At 29.4% G+C, this 23,906-nt stretch carries 25 protein-coding genes and 2 pseudogenes; 9 read left to right on the plus strand and 18 right to left on the minus strand.

The annotated features are described in order from the left end of the window. Positions 1-167 (minus strand): annotated as a pseudogene (locus D9V42_RS13945) (alkaline phosphatase); the annotation flags it as partial. 481 nt (positions 168-648) lie between these two features. After that, complete coding sequence (locus D9V42_RS13950) at positions 649-1,620, minus strand: replication initiator protein A (RefSeq protein ID WP_122065465.1); 972 nt, start codon at positions 1,618-1,620, stop codon at positions 649-651. A 419-nt stretch (positions 1,621-2,039) separates the two neighbouring features. On the opposite strand from D9V42_RS13950, the gene D9V42_RS13955 reads away from it, so the two are divergent. Beyond that, on the plus strand, positions 2,040-2,780 hold the full coding sequence (locus tag D9V42_RS13955) for a DUF536 domain-containing protein (protein ID WP_122065467.1): 741 nt from the start codon (positions 2,040-2,042) through the stop codon (positions 2,778-2,780). Between the two features lie 127 nt (positions 2,781-2,907). Here D9V42_RS13955 and D9V42_RS13960 read toward each other — a convergent pair whose 3' ends face one another. The 9 genes from D9V42_RS13960 to D9V42_RS14000 all read right to left on the minus strand — a co-directional run bounded on the left by D9V42_RS13960 (position 2,908) and on the right by D9V42_RS14000 (position 12,462). After that, the gene (locus tag D9V42_RS13960) at positions 2,908-3,708 is read right to left on the minus strand and encodes a Cof-type HAD-IIB family hydrolase (protein WP_122065469.1); all 801 of its coding nucleotides are present in this window, start codon (positions 3,706-3,708) and stop codon (positions 2,908-2,910) included. A gap of 23 nt (positions 3,709-3,731) precedes the next feature. Next, on the minus strand, positions 3,732-4,775 hold the full coding sequence (locus D9V42_RS13965) for a galactitol-1-phosphate 5-dehydrogenase (protein ID WP_122065493.1): 1,044 nt from the start codon (positions 4,773-4,775) through the stop codon (positions 3,732-3,734). 81 nt (positions 4,776-4,856) lie between these two features. Further along, positions 4,857-6,359 (minus strand): FGGY-family carbohydrate kinase, encoded by a 1,503-nt coding sequence (locus tag D9V42_RS13970; protein WP_122065471.1) that lies wholly within the window; start codon positions 6,357-6,359, stop codon positions 4,857-4,859. 6 nt (positions 6,360-6,365) lie between these two features. Further along, complete coding sequence (locus D9V42_RS13975; RefSeq protein WP_122065473.1) at positions 6,366-7,202, minus strand: class II aldolase; 837 nt, start codon at positions 7,200-7,202, stop codon at positions 6,366-6,368. Between the two features lie 16 nt (positions 7,203-7,218). After that, entirely contained in the window at positions 7,219-8,250 is a 1,032-nt protein-coding gene (locus D9V42_RS13980) for a zinc-dependent dehydrogenase (protein WP_122065475.1), read from the minus strand. A 27-nt stretch (positions 8,251-8,277) separates the two neighbouring features. Further along, a complete protein-coding gene (locus tag D9V42_RS13985; protein ID WP_122065477.1) occupies positions 8,278-9,642 on the minus strand; it encodes a PTS galactitol transporter subunit IIC in 1,365 nt (454 codons plus the stop codon). A gap of 2 nt (positions 9,643-9,644) precedes the next feature. Then, entirely contained in the window at positions 9,645-9,929 is a 285-nt protein-coding gene (locus D9V42_RS13990; RefSeq protein WP_122065479.1) for a PTS sugar transporter subunit IIB, read from the minus strand. 18 nt (positions 9,930-9,947) lie between these two features. Further along, positions 9,948-10,415, minus strand: a complete 468-nt coding sequence (locus tag D9V42_RS13995; protein ID WP_122065481.1) for a PTS sugar transporter subunit IIA — start codon at positions 10,413-10,415, stop codon at positions 9,948-9,950. Beyond that, positions 10,408-12,462 (minus strand): BglG family transcription antiterminator, encoded by a 2,055-nt coding sequence (locus D9V42_RS14000; RefSeq protein ID WP_158593193.1) that lies wholly within the window; start codon positions 12,460-12,462, stop codon positions 10,408-10,410. The genes D9V42_RS13995 and D9V42_RS14000 overlap by 8 nt, the downstream gene beginning before the upstream one ends. Positions 12,463-12,851: 389 nt before the next feature. Between D9V42_RS14000 and D9V42_RS14005 the strand changes: the two genes are divergently transcribed. Then, entirely contained in the window at positions 12,852-13,400 is a 549-nt protein-coding gene (locus D9V42_RS14005) for a recombinase family protein (protein WP_107360281.1), read from the plus strand. Here D9V42_RS14005 and D9V42_RS15150 read toward each other — a convergent pair. Next, the gene (locus D9V42_RS15150) at positions 13,397-13,570 is read right to left on the minus strand and encodes a hypothetical protein (protein WP_158256866.1); all 174 of its coding nucleotides are present in this window, start codon (positions 13,568-13,570) and stop codon (positions 13,397-13,399) included. The two genes, D9V42_RS14005 and D9V42_RS15150, sit on opposite strands and share 4 nt — an antisense overlap. A gap of 251 nt (positions 13,571-13,821) precedes the next feature. On the opposite strand from D9V42_RS15150, the gene D9V42_RS14010 reads away from it, so the two are divergent. Together D9V42_RS14010 and D9V42_RS14015 are read left to right on the plus strand one after the other, a co-directional pair. Continuing rightward, positions 13,822-14,046, plus strand: a complete 225-nt coding sequence (locus D9V42_RS14010; RefSeq protein WP_107360280.1) for a hypothetical protein — start codon at positions 13,822-13,824, stop codon at positions 14,044-14,046. 560 nt (positions 14,047-14,606) lie between these two features. Next, positions 14,607-15,137, plus strand: coding sequence for a hypothetical protein (locus D9V42_RS14015; RefSeq protein WP_107545139.1), 531 nt, complete (start codon positions 14,607-14,609; stop codon positions 15,135-15,137). A 933-nt stretch (positions 15,138-16,070) separates the two neighbouring features. Here D9V42_RS14015 and groL read toward each other — a convergent pair. Both groL and D9V42_RS14025 read right to left on the minus strand, forming a co-directional pair. Further along, positions 16,071-17,684 (minus strand): chaperonin GroEL, encoded by a 1,614-nt coding sequence (groL, locus tag D9V42_RS14020; RefSeq protein WP_107531869.1) that lies wholly within the window; start codon positions 17,682-17,684, stop codon positions 16,071-16,073. Between the two features lie 53 nt (positions 17,685-17,737). Then, entirely contained in the window at positions 17,738-18,022 is a 285-nt protein-coding gene (locus D9V42_RS14025; protein WP_107360277.1) for a co-chaperone GroES, read from the minus strand. Between the two features lie 166 nt (positions 18,023-18,188). Between D9V42_RS14025 and D9V42_RS14030 the strand changes: the two genes are divergently transcribed. Both D9V42_RS14030 and D9V42_RS14035 read left to right on the plus strand, forming a co-directional pair. Further along, positions 18,189-18,383, plus strand: coding sequence for a hypothetical protein (locus tag D9V42_RS14030; RefSeq protein ID WP_107360276.1), 195 nt, complete (start codon positions 18,189-18,191; stop codon positions 18,381-18,383). Positions 18,384-18,486: 103 nt separating this feature from the next. Then, positions 18,487-18,885: a plasmid mobilization protein gene (locus tag D9V42_RS14035; protein ID WP_107360275.1), complete on the plus strand. Its 399-nt coding sequence runs from the start codon at positions 18,487-18,489 to the stop codon at positions 18,883-18,885. Between the two features lie 94 nt (positions 18,886-18,979). Here D9V42_RS14035 and D9V42_RS14040 read toward each other — a convergent pair whose 3' ends face one another. After that, positions 18,980-19,357, minus strand: coding sequence for an Hsp20/alpha crystallin family protein (locus tag D9V42_RS14040; RefSeq protein ID WP_157947239.1), 378 nt, complete (start codon positions 19,355-19,357; stop codon positions 18,980-18,982). A 129-nt stretch (positions 19,358-19,486) separates the two neighbouring features. Between D9V42_RS14040 and D9V42_RS15155 the strand changes: the two genes are divergently transcribed. Together D9V42_RS15155 and D9V42_RS14045 are read left to right on the plus strand one after the other, a co-directional pair. Continuing rightward, the gene (locus D9V42_RS15155; RefSeq protein WP_157947238.1) at positions 19,487-19,639 is read left to right on the plus strand and encodes a hypothetical protein; all 153 of its coding nucleotides are present in this window, start codon (positions 19,487-19,489) and stop codon (positions 19,637-19,639) included. Between the two features lie 142 nt (positions 19,640-19,781). Continuing rightward, complete coding sequence (locus tag D9V42_RS14045; RefSeq protein ID WP_122065485.1) at positions 19,782-20,195, plus strand: Hsp20/alpha crystallin family protein; 414 nt, start codon at positions 19,782-19,784, stop codon at positions 20,193-20,195. Between the two features lie 535 nt (positions 20,196-20,730). Here D9V42_RS14045 and D9V42_RS14050 read toward each other — a convergent pair. The 3 genes and pseudogenes from D9V42_RS14050 to D9V42_RS14060 all read right to left on the minus strand — a co-directional run bounded on the left by D9V42_RS14050 (position 20,731) and on the right by D9V42_RS14060 (position 22,253). Next, entirely contained in the window at positions 20,731-20,826 is a 96-nt protein-coding gene (locus D9V42_RS14050; protein ID WP_002441941.1) for a type I toxin-antitoxin system Fst family toxin, read from the minus strand. Between the two features lie 200 nt (positions 20,827-21,026). Continuing rightward, positions 21,027-21,791, minus strand: coding sequence for a GolD/DthD family dehydrogenase (locus D9V42_RS14055; RefSeq protein WP_122065487.1), 765 nt, complete (start codon positions 21,789-21,791; stop codon positions 21,027-21,029). 105 nt (positions 21,792-21,896) lie between these two features. Next, positions 21,897-22,253: pseudogene (locus tag D9V42_RS14060) on the minus strand (winged helix-turn-helix transcriptional regulator). A gap of 123 nt (positions 22,254-22,376) precedes the next feature. On the opposite strand from D9V42_RS14060, the gene namA reads away from it, so the two are divergent. Then, entirely contained in the window at positions 22,377-23,411 is a 1,035-nt protein-coding gene (namA, locus tag D9V42_RS14065) for an NADPH dehydrogenase NamA (RefSeq protein ID WP_122065489.1), read from the plus strand. Positions 23,412-23,906 lie beyond the last annotated feature (495 nt).

Raw genomic sequence — 23,906 nt, forward strand, 5'->3', positions numbered from 1 at the left:
TTTTTATCTGTTATAATATCGTAACCGTCTTCTTTGAATTTTTGATCTAGATTCCCATTCTTTTCTCCAAAATATTTAGCTCCCCCACCTAATAATACATCTATTTTATGTTTTCCATTGATTTTTTCATTATAATAATCTTTAGCGATTTCATTTTTATTATCTCTATAGACTATTAAGGCCAGAAGAACTTCGTTTCAAAAACCCCAACCATTTTACCAAAAATGATTGAAGAATATAAATTAGCTGAAAATAAATAAGTATATTAGCAAACTTTATCACCCGACTTATTAAATACCTTTATTTTGAATTTTAAAGGGGTATTTTAAAGATTCAAGGCAAATCATATAGTTTTTATGTCTAAACACTTACATAAGCTCTTAAAATGCAAATATACGCCTGATAAGTATGTTTTAATTTCACCAGCAACTTTTAGATCAAAATCGACACTAACTTTTTAAAAAACCGAAGTATCAAACTCAATATTTCTGGTATAGATGTCAAAACCAATTCTCTTTTAACTTCTTTCACATGTTTTTCTTTGTTGTTCATCAAATCGCCCCATAATCGTTTCAATTCTATCAAAATGGCAACTAATAGTTCTATCTCTAATCGTGCTTTTGTGTTTGAACATACTCTGTTGTTAAGTTATTGATTGAAAATATTATGTTGCTTCATATTTTGCCGACGCATATGAAGCGCATGTATTTCTTCTAATTCAACTTTAATCGACTGCATAAGATAGCCTTGCATTGCATCAACGGTTTCATTTTTTTGTAGCAGCATCGCTTTAAATCGTTTTAATACACTCACAAGTTCAAACTCAACATCTTCTAAACGGTAAAACGTATCATGTGTATTATTAAATGACTTTTTGCCTTTGAGTAACACACTCTTAATAATACGAATCTCTCTAATTTCAAACTTACTTAAATAGTTTTTGATTTGTTGCGGTAGTTCTTCGAGTACTTGAAATTTAAGTGCATCATTATTAAATTCGGATTGTTGGTGATTTGTATGATCCGAATGATTATGGTTTGTTTGATTGTTGTATATATCATTCAAATCATTCGTATCATTATTTTTAGTCTTTATATAATCAGTATTACTTAAGTCAGTATAATTAGGGTCTAAGTTTTGGGATTCTGGGCTCCCATTGTTTGGGATTCTGGGCTCCCATTGTTTGGGATTCTGGGCTCCCATTATTTGGGATTCCTTGTTATCACTAGGTTCATCATTATTTGAAGTGCTATTTTGTATTTCTTTTTCAATATTTATATTCGTTTCAATTTCATGAAGGTATAGTTTGTTTGGTCGATTAAATCCAGTTTTAACTTGTTCTAATAAACCCACTTCTTGTAATTCTTTTTTTATTTTAGTTATTGTATTTTTACTTTTATCTAATACTTCTTGAAGATTTTCATTTGTAAAAATAAAATATATATCTCCATTTTGATCTATCCAATTATTTTTAATAGATAAGCTTACTCTATCATTAAGAATTGCATAGGTAACTTTTGCACTGTCACTTAACTTTTTATATTTTTCATTGATAAATAATACTTTATGTAGCATATAGAAATTTTGACTGGCCTGATTTTTTATGTTTTTTCTAGACATAATAAAAACCCCTTTCCTATTCAAATTTTGGATAGAGGTAATAAAACATTACAAGAACACATAAATTTTTTGCTTGCACTTTGATGATATATTTGTATATAATACAGATATCAAAATATTTATAAACGTGCTGCAACGTTTTATTACCAACCCCCAACTATTACCAGTAGTTGGGGGTTTTTGTTGTATTAAGGTTATTATAGCACTTTGAATGAGCTTATAAAAGGGAAAATGTAGGATTGTCAAAGGTTTATAAAGGGTTCACAAACCTTTGATAACAACCATCAACCCTTGATGAATACTTGATAAAAGAGTTAATAGTTTTATATTTTGGGTTTATCAATCGCTTTATTATTAAGCATGATAAGCTTATAATATATCGTAAAAGGTTGATAAACATTTTATAAAGGGTTGATGATATGAAAAGTGTGAAAATATTGAGTGAAGAATTAGGTGTTAGCAAGCAAACTATTTTTAATAATATTAAACGATTGAATATAGAAACAATAAAACAGGAAAATACTTCGTTTATTAAAGAAGATAGCGATATAGAAAAAATCATTCAAAGAGTAAATGAAAATAAAAAGAAATATGGTTTTGAAAGTTCTACTGAAGATAAACAAAAAAAAGAGTCGGATAATATTAATGTTGAATCCCAAAGTGATACTCAGATAGTAGAAATTCTTAAAAATCAGATTGATACTTTGAATGATCAAATTGAAAAACAAGAAAGTCGTCATGAAACAACAATTGAATTCTACAGGAAAGAGTTGCAGGAAAGATCAAAATTGCTTGAGAATCAACAAGTTCTGGCATTAGAAAGTAACAAAAAGATTCAAAAGTTAGAGAATCAATTAGAAGAAGAACGACAGCTTAATTATTTTTTTGATACAACAACTAATGATAGACAAAACGTCAATGCGCAAGAAGCAACTTTTACTGAAGAATCTCCAAATATCAACCAACAACAAGAAGAAAATCAGCCATCAGAAACAGAAGTGGAACATACAGATATACCTGAAGAGAAAAAGGGTGAAAGTATAAAAGAAGATGAATTACCAAAAAATGATAAACCATCTGAAGAAATCAAGAGTGAGCCTGGTGATAGGGAAGAGGAAGCACCTAAAAAGGGGTTTTGGAGTCGTTTGTTTGGCAGCTAATATAATTAAAAGGCACTAAAAGTTTATAAACTTTTAGTGCCTTTTTTATATAGTGATAACTTCTTATAATCATTCGTTATGTCAAGCTCTAACAAAAACGAGATATTACATAATTGTTAGTGATTTATCAGTTTAACACATAATTTTGTATAGCGTATTTCACACCATTTTCATTATTATTCATTGTAATATATTTTGCATGTTTTTTGATTGCATCTGTAGCATTATCCATAGCAATAGAATTATCTGTAATATTAAACATAGGTAAATCATTTTTTCCATCGCCAATAGTATAAACATCATTCATATTAATCTGAAGATAGTTACATAATTCTTTAACAGCATAGCCTTTATTTGTACAAGGCGCCATAAACTCTATTAAATATGGAGCAGAATTGATTATACAGAATTTATCATAAAAAAAGTCTGGCAAAGTGCGATAAACATTATGAACATCAATTGGTTCAATAATATATTGTACTTTGAATATAGCTTTTAACTTGGAAATGTCTTCGACTGCTAGAGTACTTAGTTCCATATTATTCAAGTGAAGATCGAATCTAAAAATGTATGAAATAGGTTCTTGTAATGTATAAAACTTTGTTCTATCTAGGATGCTCATTTCAATATTATGCTTTAAAGCAAATTTTTGTAATGTAAGCACATCCTCATTAATAATAGGGAATTCGGAAATAACTTGTTTTTGTTGATTAAGGATAATTGTTCCATTTAATGCTATAATATACATTTTTTCTAATAAGTATGAAGGTATAAAATTACTTATACCTTCAATTGGCCTACCTGTAGTAACAACAATTATAATATCTGTTCTATTTACTATTTTTTCTAGATAATTCAATTGAATCTTTGAAACTTTATTTTTGGAGTTTAATAAAGTTCCATCCATATCTATTGCAATTAACTTCATATTAACCTCCTTAAAAATTCCCGTTATTTTGGGAAAACCATTACCTTGTTATATGATTCATGTTTATTGACGGTTAGGTCGAAAGCTTTTTGTATATCGTCTAATACAAAGCGATGAGAAATTAAATCTTGTAACTTAATTTTTTTGGATTGAATTAAATATAAAGAATAATTCCATGCTTTCCCTGGAAAAGGTGTAGCATAAGAATTCCAAAAACCTTTGATAGTATATTCTCTACGAAAAATGTTTTCGAAAGCACGTTGAGATAAGTTGACTGGAGAATATGCTATACCTTGATAACCAATCAAACCACCTTTTTTAGTGACTAATAGACATTGTTCTTGAGTTATTACTGATCCTGCACACTCTATGGATATATCAACACCTAAATCGTTAGTTAACGAAAAAATTTCTTGTTCTATATCTTTGTAAAGTGGATTTATTATATCTGTCACACCATATTTTTTACTTTCATTTAGCTTTTTATTATCAATATCAATGCCAATTATCTTTTTAACTCCAGCTAAATTTAATAACTGAATAGTTAATATACCTATTGTGCCTAAGCCAAATACTGCTACTACATCACCTAATTGTGGTTTCAACCCTAACACTCCATATGAAGCTACAGATAGAGGTTCTAGCATCGCACCTTCTTCGTAGCTAACTTCTTCTCCTATTTTAATCACATTTTCTTTTGGGACTTTAATATATTCTTCAAAACCTCCGTATTTGTGGCTACCAAATAAATCGTAGTCTTCACAGAATTGAAATTTACCTTGTTCACAATAAAAACAATTATTACAAGGAATTAAATGGGCGATTGCTACACGATTATTAGGTTTAATAGTGTTAACCTGATCTCCTACATCAGCTACAATACCTGAGATTTCATGACCTAGTACCATAGGAAGTTCTCTTGTCCATTTCGTTTGCATTTTATGAATATCAGAACCACAAATACCTGCTGCTTTAACTCTTACTAAAACTTCATTTGGTTTGATTTTTGGAATTTCTATTTCTTCAATTTCAAAGTGATTTAGTTCTTTTAAAAGGGCAGCTTTAATAATAATCACTCATTTCTTAAATTAGTTTATATAGCAATACTTTGGAATATGATAATATACTCCAAAGTATCGTCTGAAATATTAAATTATAGTAAAGCTATCGAATTTTTTCTTTGTATTTAAAAAAGGTAGATAAAGCTCATTGTAGTATCTAGAAAAATTAGCATGATTCTTTTTATTAGGCTTATACACTTCAAAACTTTCTTCAGGTACTTCTTTTATGAAATTTTGTTTTAAATTAGCAACAATAGCAGCACCTTTTGCTACAGCTTCATCTATTTTATAAGCTTCTATATCGATATTTAAAATGTCAGCCTTTAACTGTAACCATAAAGGATTTTTTACAGCAGGGCCAATCACTTTAATACATTTTGTGGGTTCAGTCTTTAGGTTATCGTAAATATCATTTAAAACTCTTAATTCTAAACATAAACCAACCAAGGTTGAAAATAACAAATCTTTTTTCGTAGTCGAATCTCTTAAACCATAGTATAAAGCTTTAGCATTGAAATCACGATCAGGTGGACCACTTCCTCTCAAATGAGGAATATAAAGAATTAACTTTTCTAGTAAATGATTAGGATTATCAATATATATATCATGTAATTTAGAAGTATGTTTTTCGAAATCATCCAAATTTGTTAAAAAAGTATTAATAAACCAATCAATGCTATATCCTGCTGTAGGTAGTGAACTATAGATAGTAAACAGATTTTCATTTACATATACGCCGTTAGATAATGCATTATTTTGAGCTAAGTCTCCCAATATAGGTTTACTATTTAATAATAGTAAACCTTCAGTTGTACCAGTAGAATTGAGCATTTCTCCAGTTGACTTTAAGTTAGTACAAACTGATCCTGCCATATGATCATGTCCTCCTATTGCTACAGTGGTTTCTTTACTTAAACCTAATTTCTTTGAAATCTCAGGTTTAAGATGAGCAATAGCTTCGCCACTTTCTACAATTTTTGGAAATATATTGATATCTAAATCGTAAGTAGATAGAATATCGTTAGACCAAGACTTGTTTGAAATATTCATTAATAATGTTCTAGAGGCTAAACTTTCGTCTGTTGCGTATTCACCTGTTAACTTGAACGCAACAAACCCAGATAAGCATGTCCATTTTTTCATTTGGCTAAAACTATTAAATTTATGATTTTTCAACCACATTAACTTGGTTAAACTATGATTACTATGTGATACGATTCCTGTTGTTTCATATATATATTTAGAACCTAAATGTTTATTGATAATTTTAGCTTCTTGTTGTGAACGAGGATCGTACCAAGTAATTGTCGGTTTTAGGGTGGTTTCCAAACTATCATAAAGTACAATGCTTTGTGCTGCACTTGAAATCGATATGGTTTTAATGAGATGCATATCTTCAATTGCAGTACCTAGCTTTTTAATGGCTTTTTTCAAATTACTCCAAATAACATCCATTAAAAATTCAGATCCATATTCGTCATATTTTGTTGGGGTTGGGAACTTTTGTACTGTTATTAATTCAAAAGATGGAACTTTAAATAAGCATGCTTTAACATTTGTTGTTCCAATATCAATACCAATAGTATACATTTACAATCACACCTTGTTTAGTGCACCTAATTTAGTTTTTACTACATCTTGTACATTTTTCTGAGCATCTAATAAAACACTAATTAAATTATATTCATTGTTGTTTTGTTCATAGCGTTTACCAACTGTAGTAATGAATTCTTTTCTTAAATCACTAGCTAAATTCACTTTTCTTACATTGTATGATTTAAGCTGTTTCAAAATATCATCTGAAATACCAGATCCACCATGAATTACTAAGGGAATCTCTACTTTATTATTTATTTCGTCTAATAATTCAGTGTTTATTTTTGGTGGCTCATCTAATCCGTGAATGTTGCCTACAGATACTGCTAATAAATCAATCCCAGTTCTATTAACAAAATCTTCTACTAACGTTGGGTCTGTTTGATCGTCTGATTCATCAACCATATCGTCTTCTTTACCGCCCAATTCACCTAACTCTGCTTCGACAGATACACCACGTTGATGACAATATTCAACAACATCCTGTGTGAATTTAATGTTATCTTCATAATCTAATCTTGAGGCATCAATCATTACGGAATTAAAACCTGCTTCAACAGCTTTTTGTATATCTTCAAATGTCATACCGTGATCTAGATGGAGTGTCACAGGTATATCTACTTTATCTGCAGCTTTTTTGACAATATCTGCAATGAAATCATAGCCTGACAATTTAACATTTGTAGGGGCAATTTGTACAATTACTGGCATATTAAGTTCATTTGCTCCATTTATAATTGATAAAGACATTTCTAAATTTGTAGTATTAAACGCTGGTGCTGTTAAGTTATTTTCATCTAAATAATTTAAAAATTCGCTCATTTTTACTAATGGCATTATTAATTCCTCATTTCTATTTATTCTTAATTATAATTTTTATAGCTTCTTTGTTGGGATTATTCGCTAAGTTAATAGCTTCTTGTACTTGTTCTAAATCCATAACATGTGTAATCATATTTTCTACATCAATTGTGCCATTTTCCAAGACAATTAAAGCTTCATTGAATTCGTAGGGCGAAACACTGTATGTTCCAACTATCGAAATTTCATCAGCAAAAAAACGACTAGCATCAATAGTAACTTCTGAATTATTGTCAAAAGGTGAAAAGACGATAATTTCGCCACCTCGACGTAATAGTTTTACAGCTTGTGGTAATAATTGTGAAATACCTGTAGCTATAATGATTTTATCTACGCCTTGATTATCGGTAACCTCATTAATAACAGTATTTAAGTCCTCATTGTTGATATTTATTGGATAATCAATGCCTAACTTTTTAGCAATTTTTAATTTATAAGCAGACATATCTGTAATAAAAATATTTCCTAAATTTTTTTGTTTTAATAATTGAGCATGTATCAAACCTATAGGACCAGCTCCCATAATTAAAACATTATCTCCAGGATGAAAGTGGGCTGATTTTTGACCATGTATACAACAAGCAACAGGCTCAGCCATAGCACTAACTTCATAACTCATACCTTCTGGGATTTTTTTAATACCGTTACGTACATGACGTTCAGATAAGCGAATATATTCAGCAAATCCTCCGGGTTCAATATTGGTTTTTTTAAATTCAGGACACAATGTATAATGTCCACGCTCACAATAATGACACGTCAAACATGGAACATGTATACCACCGACTACACGGTCACCTATTTCAAAATCTGTTACTTGTGAACCTATTTCAACAATTTCTCCTGCATATTCGTGTCCCAATATCGTCCCTGGATTTACAGATTCATGAATTGCTTTATGGATATCGGTACCGCATAAACCGCAGGCATGAACTTTTAATAAAACTTCATTAGAATCAATTTTTGGTATAGCAAAATCTTTAACTTCAAACGAATCTTTGCTATAAAAAACATTAGCTTTCATATTTTATACCTCCAAGTGCTTTAATAATTAATTTTTCAAGTTACCTTCTGCATCAAAATCTTTGCGAGTAAGTTTATAAACCCACCAGAGGAATAGTGCAATAACAGGAATAGCAATTATTGCCCAAATATTACCTTCAGATAGCATTACTAGCCAATACCTTAATGGATTTCCACCATCTAAAAAGCTATTAATCAAAGAAGATGCACCTTCAGGGAATTTGAAGTCAACACTTTTAGCAACTTTTGTTACTAAAGGAGCAATATAAGATGAAATATATAAATCTGCTATGATTATTGGTATACCAATAATCACAGAGCGAATGATGTTTCCACCACAAGCCAAGACAACCATAGCCATAGGAACCGTTAATACAGATAAATCACCTAAAGGAATGATTTTATTACCCGGTAAGATAACAGCTAAGAATATTGCTATAGGCGTTAATATTAAACCAGTTGCTATTATTGCAGGGTTACCTATAGTTACAGCAACATCTAAACCAATATTGATATCTTGTCTGTCTGGAAATCTTTTTTTCATTATGTCACGTACAGCATCTGATAATGGTATTAAACCTTCCATCAATATTTTAACCATACGAGGCATAATCAACATAACAGCACCTAAATTAATACCTAATTCTAATACTTTCCCAAACTCGAAACCTGCAAGGACACCAATAACTAATCCGAGTACTAATCCAATCATCATTGGTTCACCAAAGATTCCAAAACGTTTTTGTACACTGGTAGGATCAGCTTTTAATTTATTTACACCTGGTATTGAATCAAGTATTTTGTTTCCAACATAGCCTATTGGGAAGAAAATAGCAGTTGACATTGTAGGTATAGAAACACCTGGTAAGTTAAATCTTTTATGAACATAAGGTGCTGTCCAGTCCGCAAGTTTTAGTAAAAATATTGTTGCTAAACCGGCTGCTATAAGTCCCATAAAGAAATTACCAGTAGCTCCGTAAACTAATGCTCCTGCAAAAGATATATGCCAATAATTCCATAAATCAATATTGATTGTTTTAGTCCATTTCAACGCTAGTAATATAAGGTTAAGAACAATGACTAAAAGTATAACGAATGGTGCTAAAGAGGATGCAAAGGCAATTGAAGCTAATGGAGGCCAACCTGTATCGACAACTGGCAAATCAATTCCTGTACGTTCTACCATTGCTTTAGCAGCTGGACCAACACTATTAATCAACAAATCAAATATCAAGAATATTCCGACAAATCCCATCCCAATAGTTATCGCTGAACGAAAAGCTTTTGCAACTTTAACTCTTAAACAAACTGCTAAAATAAAAATTACAATTGGCAGCATAATTGTTGGACCTAATCCTAAGATATATTGAAATCCATCAAGTATTTTTTGCATGATTATTCACCCTTTAAATGTTCGACAATTTCGTTTAGCACCTGTTCTTCTCCAATTCCAGTAACCACAGGCATTGCATTTACAACTTTAGTGTTTAGTTGAGCTTCACTTTGAGAAGTTACTACAATTAAATCTGCAGAGTCATCTAAACTAGGTAATTCACTTAATATAGCTTGTCTCGCATCTACATTAATTCCGTTCTCTTTACAATGGTTTGTTACTTTTTCTGCTACAACTGTAGATGTTGCAATCCCACTTGAACATGCAAATATAATTTTTTTACTCATAATTTATTCCTCCAATAATTAATTAGTTAATTCTAATTTTTCATATACATGATTTAATAGTTTTTCTTTATTCATTTTCATTAATTCTTCTACTGCACCAGGTTTATTAACAAGGTCCATAATTTGGCTTAATATATTTAAATGTTTATTACTCTCAGTCAACGCAAGTAAGAAGATAATATTTACAGAAATAGTTTCAGACTTAGTTACCATATCGTAGAAGGGAATAGGTTTTTTAAGAACTGCTATTGCTACACTATCTTCTTTTACGTATTGTGGTTCTGTATGTGGAATAGCGATTCCATAATCATAAATACTAAGACCAGTAGGTGCTTTTTCTTCTCGTTCTAATAAGTTCTGTAAAAAATCAATTTCAACTTTATCTCTATTTAATAGTTCTTTTGATAAAATCTTTAAAGCTTCTTCTCTATTACTTACATCAAAGTCTGTAAATGTAGTTTGTTCAGATACAGAAATTTTAACCATTATAACGCTCCTTATCTAAAAAATTTTTCAATACTTTTAATAGTTCTTGTTTATCTCGACATGCTTTTAATTGGTTTATATACTCTTCGTGATCAGCTAGAGCGCCTAATTCTAAAACAGATGGTATATGCTTATGCTTATCAATAGCAGCTATAATACAAATCAATGCTGTTTTTCTACCATTGGGGAATTCGATAGCATTATCTAACTTCAGAAAGCTCATTCCTAATTTATTAACACCATCTTCTGTTTTAGCATGTGGTATAGCCAATCTGTTTGATAGCATTATATAATTTGAATCTTTTTCGCAAAGTTCAATAACTTTATTAACATATGCACCTGATATATAATTCCTATTTAACAAAGGCGCAGAAGCTATACGTATAGCTTCTTTCCAATCTGATACAGAATGGAGTATATTAACGTTTTCTCCAATTAAATCTATCAATGATAAATTATTATCAGTTTTAGTATCTTGTTTCTTTATTGCATTATTTTGTTGAAAGAGATAATCACTAAGTGATTCTAATAACTTATCTCTATTTATAACTTCGGCGTATTTATCAATAATTTCCATTACATTATTAATATTAATTTTTGATAAGGCAAAACCATATAATGATTCAAAAACTTCAGTTTGAAGCTTTCTAATTTCCATTTCATTCATAACCGGTTGTACTGTAAATTGTGTTGCATTAGTCTCTATATGACGTGTTGTAAAAACTATATCTACATTTTTTTCATAGTTAATAAATTCTCTAATAGACATTGGATCTAAAAAAATGAAATCTTTAAAATAACCTATTAAAGTTGCATGTATCATATTTGAGACCGACAAACCATTAGGACAGACAACTACAGCGATAATTTTTTTCTCAAAATCAATTCCATATTGCTTTAACCATCCCCCAAGTATAATCGTTAAATAATACATTTCACTTTGTGGTATTTTTTTAGCCATACTTTTTTCAAGTGGTTTAATAGAGCGTTCTACAAGTTGATTTAAATTTTGCAAATTATAATCATAATCAATTTCTAAAGTATCGTTAGCATTCAAACCATATTTAATACGATAATAAGCAGGTTTCATGTGTAAATATAATTTTTCTATTAGCTTTTGACGATCTGGTATGGTAATAACACTAATCTTTTCAAAGTTTTCAACAAATTTTTCTAAAGCTTTGTAGATAAAACTAAGTTCTTTTTTTGTTGAAATGATTTGAGGTGTCACAATATTCATCACCATAAGTTGTAAGGTAAGATAAAATAGTTCTTTTCCTTCAATAAAATTATCAAATACACTTTCAACAACACTATATTCACTCGTTTCTATTAGGTTGGGGAAGTCATCAAAAATGGTATCTTCTATTGTTTTGTTTTGTTGTATACGCTTTTCCCATATTACTAATGAATATGAAATAGTCGAAACCATTGTATCTGTAAATTGATGACCTAGTAATTGCTCACATTCTTCTAATTTTTCCATATAGAAAGAAGCATCTTTATAAGTAATATAAATGTATTTTTCAAGCAATTGTTGTCCTTTTTTTGTTGAAGCATATTTTTGTATAATATTAAATAGTAAACGCCTTTTCGCATACTCTTCTCCAACAAGTATGTACCCCTGTAACCTTGAATAAAATAGTTCTATATCATAATCAATGATCAAATTTTTTGCCTGTTTCAAAATATTCATAATGGTGTTTTTACTAAAATGTAAAGTACTTGTTAGATGAATAAGAGATATGTCTTCTTCTCTATTAAGCAACAGAAGTAGTAACATTTCTACTCTCTCTTGGCCAGACAAAATGTAAGTTCTTTCATCAAATCCTAAAGAGGATTCAATAATGTTTTCTGGTAAAATAAAATAACCATTTTTAGTTCGATGAATCTTCTCGTTGTAAATACTTTCTAAATAATCATTTATTTTTTCAATACTGTAAACAACTTGTCTTTGATTGATACCTAAGTCATATTCTAAAGTTTTTATAGTAGAGTCAGGCTTTTGAATTAACATTTTTAATATTTGCGTACTACGTTTATCCATATACACAGATTTTCTTCCCCTTTCTAAATAATAACTTCAACCTCCCTTCTTGATAATATTAATTGTAAGCGTTAGCAATTAGAGAGTAAATTCTATTTCATACCAATGTTTGTTTTGTGGATTGTATCACAAAAAAATTCAAGAAAAACTCAAGTTTCCTTTTGTTATATTGTATATATTTAAAACCTTCGTTTTTGACACAAAACTTCTTAACTATAAATTAAGAGGTTTTTCTTAGATATTAAAGTCTATAAACTTGTGTTATAATCAATGTATCATAAATATCAAAAAATACGAGTTTTTAGACGATGAGAGACGTGTTTATTTGCATCGAGAACTAGATTTCATTAGTAAGTACCCATAAAACGATAAAAAGAGGAGGTATTCAAATGGCTAAAATTGGTTATGCGCGTGTATCAACACAAAATCAAAGTCTTGATGGACAGATTGATACACTTGAAGAATATGGTTGTGAACGTATATTTAGCGAGAAAGCGAGTGGTCGTAAAACTAAAAGAACGGAACTTGATAAGTGTTTAGACTATTTACGTGAAGGAGACATCCTAGTTATCTATAAACTAGATCGCCTTGGACGTACAACAAAACAGTTAATTGAATTATCGCAATGGTTGGATAAAAACGGCATTGATTTACACATTATTGATATGAATGTATCAACTAAAGATGCGATGGGCAAAATGTTCTTTACAATGATGAGTGCATTCGCTGAACTTGAAGCTAATTTATTAAGTGAACGAACTAAAAAAGGGTTAGAAGCAGCAAGAGCAAGAGGGCGAAAAGGTGGCCGACCATCATTACCAGATCACAAAAAGCGTGAGATTAAATTCTTATATAACGAACAGAAGCTTACAGGTGAAGAGATTGCTGAACAAACAGGCGTAAGTCGCTCTACAGTATATAGGGTGATTAAGGATTAAATTCGATGAAAAAATATATTATTTAAGGCTCTTATAGATATATCTAAATCATTTATAAAAGCGTCTTCTGCAAAATCTATAATATCCCATTCTAAAGTTGCGTCTTCCCAATTTTTACTTTTTGAATAAGCGAGTACTTTTTGTTGCAACTTTAGAAATTTATTTTCCAAAATAACATTCCCTATCAATATTGTATGTGTTTCTAATCAAGTATACTTTTTATCGATTCCGATTAAAATGCTTTTTAATATAAAAGGCTTCAATAAAAAAGGTATTGTAGTGTTATAAGTGGAGGATCCTTTATATTCGCTATGTTTTTCTGGTTATGGATTATTAGACTTACTTAACTCGTCAATTCAAAGTTCATAGCAAGATATGTTATGTATTGAATTGGGGTATTAATATATAAAGGGGGCTAAAAATGGATGTACAAGGTTTATATACTGACCTAAATAATCATATAAATTATCTTACTAACATTGATTGCAAGGATACATGGGATAATGAAGAAATGTTGAGCATACAAGGAGATATAGCCTATAAATTAGACCAAATAGTTCAAAATTATGATAGCTTAAGTAAAGAAGATGCAAGGAGTTTATTAAGTGAAATTGCTTTAGTAAATCGTTTATTGGCAGATTCTTAATGAATAGTATATTCACTTTCAGTTCCTATAATTTTTTATTAGTAAACCACCTTTTCGGTCGAAATGTTGTTATATCAACGTTTTAACGACTAATCGAAAAGGTGGTTTTATTCATGAAATATACATCGTTGATTTGACGGGCTTTTGAGCGTTAACTGTGGTTAGCGTTTTGTATTTTTATTCAAGGAATTTCATTATTAATCAAAACACTACCTAATATAATAATAAAGTCTGTTTTTTTAATATATGTCTTTTTATTAATAAAAAGACACCTATTACCAAAGATTTAGGATTTATTTAATAAAATATGTATAAAAATATAAAAAACCAGCCGAATTAACGGCTGTTCCATATCTATTATGTTTGCATTTATAATTTTATAAAAACACCTCTAATTTTAATGAAGTTTTAACCCTAAATAACTTGGGTAATTTTAAATAGGCTTTTAATTTATCAAATTTCTTTTTATAAACCCAAAGTTATTCTTTTCAACCGTTTTTAATTAAACGGTTGTTTTTTATATAATTAACTATATTTTAATAAATTATAAGGGTGATACTATGATAAATATTATTTCAGCAATTGGTTCTTTAGGTACGTTTATTATGGCTATATTTTATTTCATTTCTGTATCTATACAGCTTTATCAAATGAAAATTAGCTTTATCCCTGCGCTAGGATTCAATCAAACTTTATTGGAATTAAATAATGATAATGAACTAATAATGAATAATATAAAAACGGATAATACAAAGCATGAAGATTATTTGAAATTGTATAATTTAGGAGGAGGAGCTGCAAGAAAAATTAAAATAGAAGTTATATTAAATGAGGATCAAACTATACAAGAAAAATTTATTAACATGTTACCAAGTAGTGAAAGTTATTATTTGCCTGTTAATAAAGAGGTATTTGATGAATTTGAGCAAACTATTCAAAATAGCGGATATGAAACAAACTTAAGTATCAAATTAACTTATTATCATAATATTAGCAGGAAGCCTAAAGAAGTAATGCTTCATGCAAAAATAGATGCATTTAACACTTATAGTGACAAAAGTATTTATGAGTTACAATTTACAGAAAGGTAATGATTATTATAAAATATTTTTTGTATTGATGTTTATATTTTATATAAATAGGTTATATGGCATGATAGATAGGTGTACTATCTCAACGTTAATTAATATTTTCATTCTCTAACGATAATAATTTTTTTGTTTTTTGACCATGCTTTTGGGAGAGCGTGGTTATTTTTATTACTCACCATATTTTAGTTTCTTCTTTTGAACTTTTATGTTCATCGTAATTAAATTTTAACATATCCCTAATTCCATATTCCTTGAAAATTTATCTTTTAACATAGCTTTTTTAACATAGCTTTAGTTATATGTTTTTTAATATTATTTATAATGGATTGATAAACATATAATGCTTTTTCAAAATCTGTAGTATTCATAATTATGACCTTTAGCCTTTTTTATTATTAATTCAACTCTTCGACACTGCTATCTAATTTTATTGTCCAAAATATCTTTAGTTAGCTTAGTATGTTCAACGCCTCCAACATTACCGTATCTACAGCTATTTCTACCTCATGTTCTTTCCCTTCATCATTTTTATACGTCTCAATTGAGTTTTTGAGATTGTTATATTTAAAAACCTTATGAAAAAGAAACTTTATTAAATGAAAAACTATGACGGTTTATAAATAATGATTCACATAATCGATGATTCTTAGAAAACATATTAAAAAGGACCCCTTGTTGAATATGGAGTCCTTTAATCATTTCAAAATCAAATATTGCCTTAATATAGAAAATATTATGGGTTAAATGAATATTAGTAATACTAATATTTGTTGCAAAAAACATTTAATTAAAGGTAATTCTTGATTAATAATTCATTTTATGACGAACTTTGCGCTTACTTAACCTAAAATGTTAAAACTACTCTGTTATTAGAAGAAACATATTCATAATAATGATTATAATTATCTTCACAATAATTTAAATTTCTGTAAATCACATCATATTAGGAGTTGGCATAATATTTTGATTATTTTCATTTTCTGGAATATTAGCAACTACTGCTTCTGTTGTAAGGAACAGAGATGCTATGCTTGCCGCATGTTGTAAAGCTGAACGTGTTACTTTTGTCGGGTCTACAATACCTTCTTCAATCATATTAACCCATTCTCCTGTTGCTGCATTATAGCCAATACCTGGAACTTTATTTTTAAGTTTTTCAACAATTACTGATCCTTCAACCCCAGCGTTTTCTGCAATTTGTCTCATTGGTGCTTCTAAAGATTTTAAAACAATATTTATACCAGTAGATTTATCACCTACTGCATCAATATCTTTTACTTTATTATATATGTTAAGTAATGCTGTTCCGCCTCCAGCAACAATACCTTCTTCAACAGCTGCTCGTGTTGAATTTAAGGCGTCTTCAATTCGTAATTTTCTTTCCTTTAATTCTGTCTCTGATGCAGCGCCTACCTTAATAACAGCTACGCCACCAGCTAACTTGGCTAGTCTTTCTTGCAGTTTTTCTTTATCAAAATCAGATGTTGATTCTTCTATTTGATTTTTAATTTGTTGTATACGATCATTCAATTTTCCTTTGTTACCATGACCATCTACAATAGTTGTGTTATTTTTAGTAACTTCAACTTTATTAGCCGATCCTAGCATATCAATTGTTGCATCTTTAAGTGTTAGTCCCAAATCTTCGGTAATGTATGACCCACCTGTTAACACGGCAAGGTCTTCTAACATTGCTTTTCGTCTATCTCCAAATCCAGGAGCTTTAACAGCTACTGCAGTAAATGTACCTCTCATTTGATTTATAACTAAGTTTGTTAGTGCATCACCTTCCACTTCTTCAGAAATAATTAATAGCGATTTGCTTTCTTGAGCTACCTGTTCAATAATCGGCAATATATCTTTAAAAGAATTAATTTTTTTATCTGTTATTAAAATGTATGGATTGTCTAATTCAGCCGTCATTTTATCTGAATCAGTAACCATATATGGAGATTGATAGCCGTTATCAAATTGCATACCTTCTACTACTTCTAATTCTGTTTTAAAACTGTTAGATTCTTCTACTGAGATTACGCCATTATGACCTACTTTATCCATAGCTTCAGAAATATATTCACCAATTTCTTCATCTGCAGCTGAAATTGTTCCTACTTGTGCGATTTCAGATTTATTTTTTACACTATGAGAAATTTCTTTTAATGAATCAACCGCAACGTTTACAGCTTTATTAATACCTTCTCGTACTCCTACAGGATTAGCACCACTAGACACATTTTTAAGGCCTTCTTTAATCATAGCGTGTGCAAGAACAGTTGCGGTAGTAGTACCATCACCAGCAACTTCATTTGTTTTATTAGCAACTTCTTGTACTAACTTAGCTCCCATATTTTCATAAGAATCTTCAAGTTCGATTTCTTTAGCTATAGTAACTCCGTCATTTGTAATAAGTGGTGAGTTATTCTTTTTATCTAATACAACATTACGTCCCTTAGGCCCCATTGTAACCCTTACTGCATTGCTTAATTTATTAACTCCATTTAACATAGATTGTCTTGCATCTTCTGAAAATTTTAGTGATTTAGCCATTACAAATAATACCTCCTAAAATTATTTTGATATATTAAATTAGAAATAACTGTTTATTCAATAATTGCTAAAACATCATTTTCACTGATTACTAAAAAAGATTCATCATTGTAATCAACCTTAGTACCAGCATAATTTTTATAAATAACATAGTCTCCTACATTTACTTCTGGCTTTTTTCGACTTCCATCATTTAATAGGAAACCTGGGCCAATAGCGATAACCTCTCCTTCATAATTATTTTCTTGTGCGGAATCGGTTAATACTATTCCACTTTTTGTTGTTCCTTCATTTTCTTTTTGTTTAATAATAATTTGGTTGTTTAATGGTTTAAGCATATTTTGCCCTCCTTAAAAAATAATGTTAGCACTCTAACTACCTAAGTGCTAACATTATTTTAATCAAATTTAGTCAAATTTTCAATAATTATTGACAAAAAAAACATAAAATGTTAGTAATAATTATAGAGTTATCCTATGATAATTTTAGAGGAGTTGATATATTATGTTTAAAGAAAAACTTGTATATTATTCTCCAAAGTATTTAAAAAATAATATTATTTCTAAAAATAAAAATCATATGAATAACACAGCTTACAACGACCCTTTCATTGAATTTTCATTTCATTACGATTGGAAATCTTATAATGATTCACTTAATATAAGTAAATATATAAACACTATAAACAAAGAAAAATAATTGATTATCATAAGATAACTCGAAATAAAAGCATGGAGTAGCGTTAAAAATTACTGTGTTGGTGATTTGTCGCCTCTAATTTCAAATAATGGGAGAACTTAAATTGAATAGAACAAACCAAAAGGCTATAACTTTTAAATTAACAAACGAAGAATACAAAAAAATCCAAGACTTATCAGCGTATTGTCATATGTCTCCGACTGAATATGCTAGGCATCAAGCACTCGGAAACCAAATAAAGCCCACGATATTACATCAAGAAACTAATGTTGATAAAGGGGTTAATTTTATTTCGGAGGATAAATACGAGAAACAAGTGTCCTATTCAAAAAAACTCAAGCGCGCTTATAATCAAGCAACGAATGAACTTGAGTCAGAACGACTTAAAATCAATACCATGAATCGTTTACTTCCATATGTACAATCCGATGGATCAATTGATACTAACGAATACCAAAAAGATAGAACCTTGATTTGTAATCTAAAGCAATTAGGTTATTGATAACTCGTATTATTAATTTCACCTTCTCAAAACATATTAATTATAATGATTATCCATGCTTAAAGCCCCACATAATATATAGGTGGGGCTTTCTTTAATGAACGTTTATACTTTGGACCACGTCTTCTCCTGGCATTAATTTAGGTAACCTCACTTCTAAAATACCGTTTTTATATTCAGCGTATATCTTTGGAACGTTAACATTATAAAAAGTAAATTGTTCAAATAGAGGGACTTTCTTTTCCTCTAAATAATCATATTTCTCTCCTCGAATGGTTAATATATTATTAAAAAATTTTAAATTCAAAAGGTTTTTAGACGAATTAGGAATTTTAGCTTTCAAAATGTATTGATCATGTTCTTCTTTAACATCACTATCGATAGAAACATTAAAAATTTCAGTTGCTAATTTTTCTTGGAAGTTTTTAAAGTAATGATTAAAAGTTTCTAAATTAAATGCTTTATTTGACATAATAATCATCCTCCCTAAAAAAGTAAATTTAATATTGACAAAATAATAATAACATGGTATATAGTAATTGTAAATTATCATATGGTAATCAAAGATACGTGTTTAAATCTTTGTAGGAGTGTGATAATTATGATTTTAAACCAAGTAGTTCAACAATTAAAACATGGTAAATTACCTAATTTAGAAGATAATAATTATTTTGATTTATTCAAAAATATGAATTTTGAAAACTATAATAAATTAAAAAATTCGCTAGATCATAAAAAAACTAGAGTTAGCTAGAATATATCATATAGCATTCTGATTACCATATGATATAACGTTATTTGAGGAGGCGATATTCTTAATTTAATTTTAGTGTTTTAGTATTAACATTTAAAATGTTTTAAAAATTAAGAATTAAAATCAGAGGAGGAGATTCATTATGAGTAATTTATTACCAAATAATAACTTTTTTGATTTATCACCTTCAATATTTTTTGAAAATTTTACAAGACCTATTTTCCCAAACTTTCCTAATACAGATATTAAAGAAACTTCTTCAGAATATATCCTTGATATTGATTTACCTGGCATTGAAAAAGAAAATATCAGTTTAGATTATCAAGGTGAGACTTTATATATAGAAGCTAAACAATCAGATGAAAATAATGAAACTGATCAAGAAGGAAATATCATTAGACAAGAAAGAAATACAGCATATATAAATCGAACATACACATTGCCTAATGTAGATGAAAACAATATTAACGCAAAATATACGAATGGTGTATTGCATTTAAATTTGAAAAAAAATAAACAAGATGTAACATCTACTAAGCATATAGAAATTGAATGAAAATAGCCTATAAGTACCAATTAGATGATCTCCTGTGACTAAAAGACAGTCATTCTATAATTTAGAATGACTGTCTTTTTAATTTATAAATAGTTAAGTTATTTTTTGAATCATACTTTTAAAAAAACATTGTGTTAAAAATTAAACAAAGAGATATAAATCACATGAAAAGATTATTATTTATTTTTAGCCATGGACTATAGTTATTTAGGAAAGAATACTAAAAAGAAAAATAGAATGTAAATTATCGTGTAGTTAATTATTAGCTAATTAATTGTTTTCCTTCTGTATTTATCTCTAATTTGTGGAACACATTATTAATCACTAAACAAAATCGATGATTGATATGTATTCAGATAATATCAATCCAGTTTTAGTCATATATTTTTCAATTTATATTTCACGATTTCAATTTTGCATTCTTCTCCACTATGGTGTTATAATACCTTTAACGAAGATTATATGCATATATGCACCAATCCCCTCACTATTTGCGGTAGTGAGGGGATTTTTTGATGCGGCTTAACGTCGCCTTCTATTTATTGCGTTTACTACTAAGCCAGTAAGTAAAATACGCAACTGCACAGCCACTAATGACTGGTGCAATGATGTGAACGAAGATCATAAGCATATTAAGCACCTCCTTCCGTCGAAAATACCGCCGGAAGTTAAGGCGACTCTATTATTATATCATCTGTAAACACGTAAGCATATGCACTTCCGATAAGTTGAATTATGTAAATTATTATCAAAAAAAGATTAACGTTATCGATAACGTTAATCTTTTTTGATAACAAAGTAAGTATGTGAAACATATTGAGAAGTTGTTGTTTATTTTATTGTGTTTCCGCCATCAATCACAATATTTTCTCCTGTAATGAAGTTTGTAGCATCACTTGCCAAAAATAAAGCTACAGCGGCAACTTCTGATGGGTGACCAAAGCGACCTAAAGGGATACCGTTAAGTTGTTCTTGTCTCTTTTCACCTACCCAAGCTTTATCACCCAATTCAGTTGCAATAATAGTTGGAGAGATTGAATTAACATTAATACCATATTGGGCCCATTCATAAGCTAAACTTTTTGTGACATTAACTATTGCTGCTTTTGTAGCACCATATGCTGTGTGATTATCTAAAGCAATTAATGCATTTTGACTGGACATATTAATGATTTTGCCACCTTCATTTTGTTCAATTAGGATATTTCCAACTATTTGTGCCATTTTAAATGAGGCAGTAAGATTCAAATCAAGTGTTTTTTGCCATAATTCATCTGATATCTTTTCTGCATCATCTAATAAAGCAATACCAGCGCTATTTACGAGAATATCTATTCTTCCGAAACGTTCCTTAATAGTATTGATAGTATTTTTGACTTGTTCAGCGTCTGTAATATTACATTTAAAACCAAAAACATTGTCTTTGTGTTGTTCTAAATTTTCGACGTCTTGTTTCATATCAATTACAGCAACTTTAGCCTCTTTTTCAACAAATAAATCAGTGATAGCTTCTCCTATACCACTTGCTCCCCCAGTGACAATAGCGACTTTATTAGTTAGATTAAAATCTTTGTTAAAATCTTTAAATTCATTCATAAAATGTAACCCCTTTCTTTATAATGGATTTTCCTCTTGTTAATCCGTTATTTCAAGTAGGCACATTTTTGTGAGTTAGTATATTTAGAAGTTCTATTTATATAATTAACGCTCATAATAAGTTTCTTGAAAATCTGATTGTAACTTTTCGTAGTCTTCTCCCCAAGTTCTCATCATTTTAATAAGAGGTTTTAAAGTCTCTCCCAGTTCTGTTAATGAATATTCCACTTTAGGCGGAACTTGATGATAAACTTTTCTATGAATAACGCCATCTTCTTCAAGTTCGCGAAGTTGTAAAGTCAACATTCTTTGAGTTATTCCAGGCATTAAACGTCGTAATTCATTAAAACGTCGAGTTTTCATTAAGTGATATACGATAAGTCCTTTCTATTTTCCTCCAATTACATCTATAGTAATAGACACTGGACACGCATGTGGATTAGGACAATTAGGCTTTTTCATTATTTTCCTCCTATTTACAGTATAAAATTTGTCACTACATAACAAATATGTGCGTACTTACATAAATTCATTATATATCATAAGATATAAATACCCTAAAAATGAATATTGGAGGTTGTTATAATGGCAAATAAATTATTTTCATCATTTAAAATTAAAGATGTAGAATTAAAAAACAGAATCGTTATGTCCCCAATGAGTATGCACAGTTCTGACGAAGAAGGAGAAGTGAAAAACTTTCACTTAACACACTATACTTCAAGAGCATTAGGACAAGCTGGTCTTATATTTCTTGAAACGTTAATCGTTAATCCAAATGGACTGGTTGGACCAGGAGACTTAGGTATATGGGATGACAAGCACATTAAGGGTTTACGTAATCTTGTAGAACAAATTCAAAGTTTTGGTAGTAAAGTAGGCGCACAAATTGGGCATGCCGGAAGATTAGCAAAAAAAGAAGGAGTTGACCTTATAGCTCCATCGCCTATACCATTTAATGAAAGTAAAAAGACACCTGTAGAAATGACGAAAGAAGATATTCACAAATTTATTATAGAGTATAAAAATGCTGCTCGACGTGCAAAAGAGGCTAATTTTGATGTCCTTGAGATCCATTGCGCACATGGTTATTTATTAAATGAATTTTTATCCCCTTTATCAAACCATCGTACAGACGAATATGGCGGTAGTTTTAAAAAGAGATATCAAATTGTAAAAGAAATTATAGATGTAGTTAATGAAGAATGGAATGGTCCTTTATTTGTCCGTATTTCAGCCACAGACTATCATAAAGATGGAAATACAAATGAGACTTACGTTGAATATGCTAAATTAATGAAAGTTCAAGGTGTAGATTTGGTTGATTGTAGTTCGGGTGGCATTGCTCCAGTTAAAGTAGATAGCTATCCGAATTATCAAGTTCCAGCTGCTGATAAAATAAAAAATATAGTTAATATACCAACAGGAGCTGTAGGATTAATCACAACAGGAAGACAAGCAGAAGAAATCCTTAAAAACAATCGTGCAGATTTAATATTTGTAGGACGTGAATTCCTTAAAAATCCATTTTGGCCCCGTCAAGCAGCAGAAGAATTAAAAGTTGATATTGAAACACCCGTGCAATATACACGATATGGCTCTAAATGGTTAGCTCATTAAATAAATATTAGCAAATACAAATAGTACCAATAAAAACGTTAGCATTTGTATTATAAAAGGAAATGATAGCGTACGTAGATTATATATGAAATTTGGTGCAAAACATCACTTAGATTTTGAAGATAATATAAATAATATTGTTACACAATCAGAAAAATTATTATGGAATTTTAGATTAGTATTAAATGCATATCATATACATTGTAGGTATGATGTGTTTTCGATACAAATGAGTGGCCTTGTTAGAATCTATAAACTCATGTTTTTTGGTTTTTATGATACATTAATTATAAGACAAGTTTTGTTACTTAAATATATACACAAAACCTCTTGGTGTCATTTTACTTGCTCTATGAGAATTATATTACCTGATAAATGAGAAAATTGTAATATTAAAAACCCTTCTTTTATATAAAAGAAGGGTTTCATAAAATAATTATGGTTCTGTTGCAAAGTAAAAAAATATAGCTAACCACTAATTTATCATGTCAGTGT

This window comes from Staphylococcus pseudoxylosus, assembly GCF_003697915.1.
Taxonomy (GTDB): Bacteria; Bacillota; Bacilli; order Staphylococcales; family Staphylococcaceae; genus Staphylococcus; species Staphylococcus pseudoxylosus.

Excerpts from the sequence above, each read along its gene's own strand:
- D9V42_RS14030 (WP_107360276.1), top strand. The coding sequence starts at position 18,189 with ATGTTTAAAGAAAAACTTGTATATTATTCTCCAAAGTATTTAAAAAAT.
- D9V42_RS13950 (WP_122065465.1), bottom strand. The coding sequence starts at position 1,620 with ATGTCTAGAAAAAACATAAAAAATCAGGCCAGTCAAAATTTCTATATG.
- D9V42_RS13960 (WP_122065469.1), bottom strand. The coding sequence starts at position 3,708 with ATGAAGTTAATTGCAATAGATATGGATGGAACTTTATTAAACTCCAAA.
- D9V42_RS14005 (WP_107360281.1), top strand. The coding sequence starts at position 12,852 with ATGGCTAAAATTGGTTATGCGCGTGTATCAACACAAAATCAAAGTCTT.
- namA (WP_122065489.1), top strand. The coding sequence starts at position 22,377 with ATGGCAAATAAATTATTTTCATCATTTAAAATTAAAGATGTAGAATTA.
- D9V42_RS13985 (WP_122065477.1), bottom strand. The coding sequence starts at position 9,642 with ATGCAAAAAATACTTGATGGATTTCAATATATCTTAGGATTAGGTCCA.
- D9V42_RS13955 (WP_122065467.1), top strand. The coding sequence starts at position 2,040 with ATGAAAAGTGTGAAAATATTGAGTGAAGAATTAGGTGTTAGCAAGCAA.
- D9V42_RS14010 (WP_107360280.1), top strand. The coding sequence starts at position 13,822 with ATGGATGTACAAGGTTTATATACTGACCTAAATAATCATATAAATTAT.
- D9V42_RS14050 (WP_002441941.1), bottom strand. The coding sequence starts at position 20,826 with ATGCTTATGATCTTCGTTCACATCATTGCACCAGTCATTAGTGGCTGT.
- D9V42_RS13990 (WP_122065479.1), bottom strand. The coding sequence starts at position 9,929 with ATGAGTAAAAAAATTATATTTGCATGTTCAAGTGGGATTGCAACATCT.
- D9V42_RS14025 (WP_107360277.1), bottom strand. The coding sequence starts at position 18,022 with ATGCTTAAACCATTAAACAACCAAATTATTATTAAACAAAAAGAAAAT.
- D9V42_RS13980 (WP_122065475.1), bottom strand. The coding sequence starts at position 8,250 with ATGAAAGCTAATGTTTTTTATAGCAAAGATTCGTTTGAAGTTAAAGAT.
- groL (WP_107531869.1), bottom strand. The coding sequence starts at position 17,684 with ATGGCTAAATCACTAAAATTTTCAGAAGATGCAAGACAATCTATGTTA.
- D9V42_RS13975 (WP_122065473.1), bottom strand. The coding sequence starts at position 7,202 with ATGCCATTAGTAAAAATGAGCGAATTTTTAAATTATTTAGATGAAAAT.
- D9V42_RS13995 (WP_122065481.1), bottom strand. The coding sequence starts at position 10,415 with ATGGTTAAAATTTCTGTATCTGAACAAACTACATTTACAGACTTTGAT.
- D9V42_RS14040 (WP_157947239.1), bottom strand. The coding sequence starts at position 19,357 with ATGTCAAATAAAGCATTTAATTTAGAAACTTTTAATCATTACTTTAAA.
- D9V42_RS15155 (WP_157947238.1), top strand. The coding sequence starts at position 19,487 with ATGATTTTAAACCAAGTAGTTCAACAATTAAAACATGGTAAATTACCT.
- D9V42_RS14015 (WP_107545139.1), top strand. The coding sequence starts at position 14,607 with ATGATAAATATTATTTCAGCAATTGGTTCTTTAGGTACGTTTATTATG.
- D9V42_RS14045 (WP_122065485.1), top strand. The coding sequence starts at position 19,782 with ATGAGTAATTTATTACCAAATAATAACTTTTTTGATTTATCACCTTCA.
- D9V42_RS14055 (WP_122065487.1), bottom strand. The coding sequence starts at position 21,791 with ATGAATGAATTTAAAGATTTTAACAAAGATTTTAATCTAACTAATAAA.
- D9V42_RS13970 (WP_122065471.1), bottom strand. The coding sequence starts at position 6,359 with ATGTATACTATTGGTATTGATATTGGAACAACAAATGTTAAAGCATGC.
- D9V42_RS14000 (WP_158593193.1), bottom strand. The coding sequence starts at position 12,462 with ATGGATAAACGTAGTACGCAAATATTAAAAATGTTAATTCAAAAGCCT.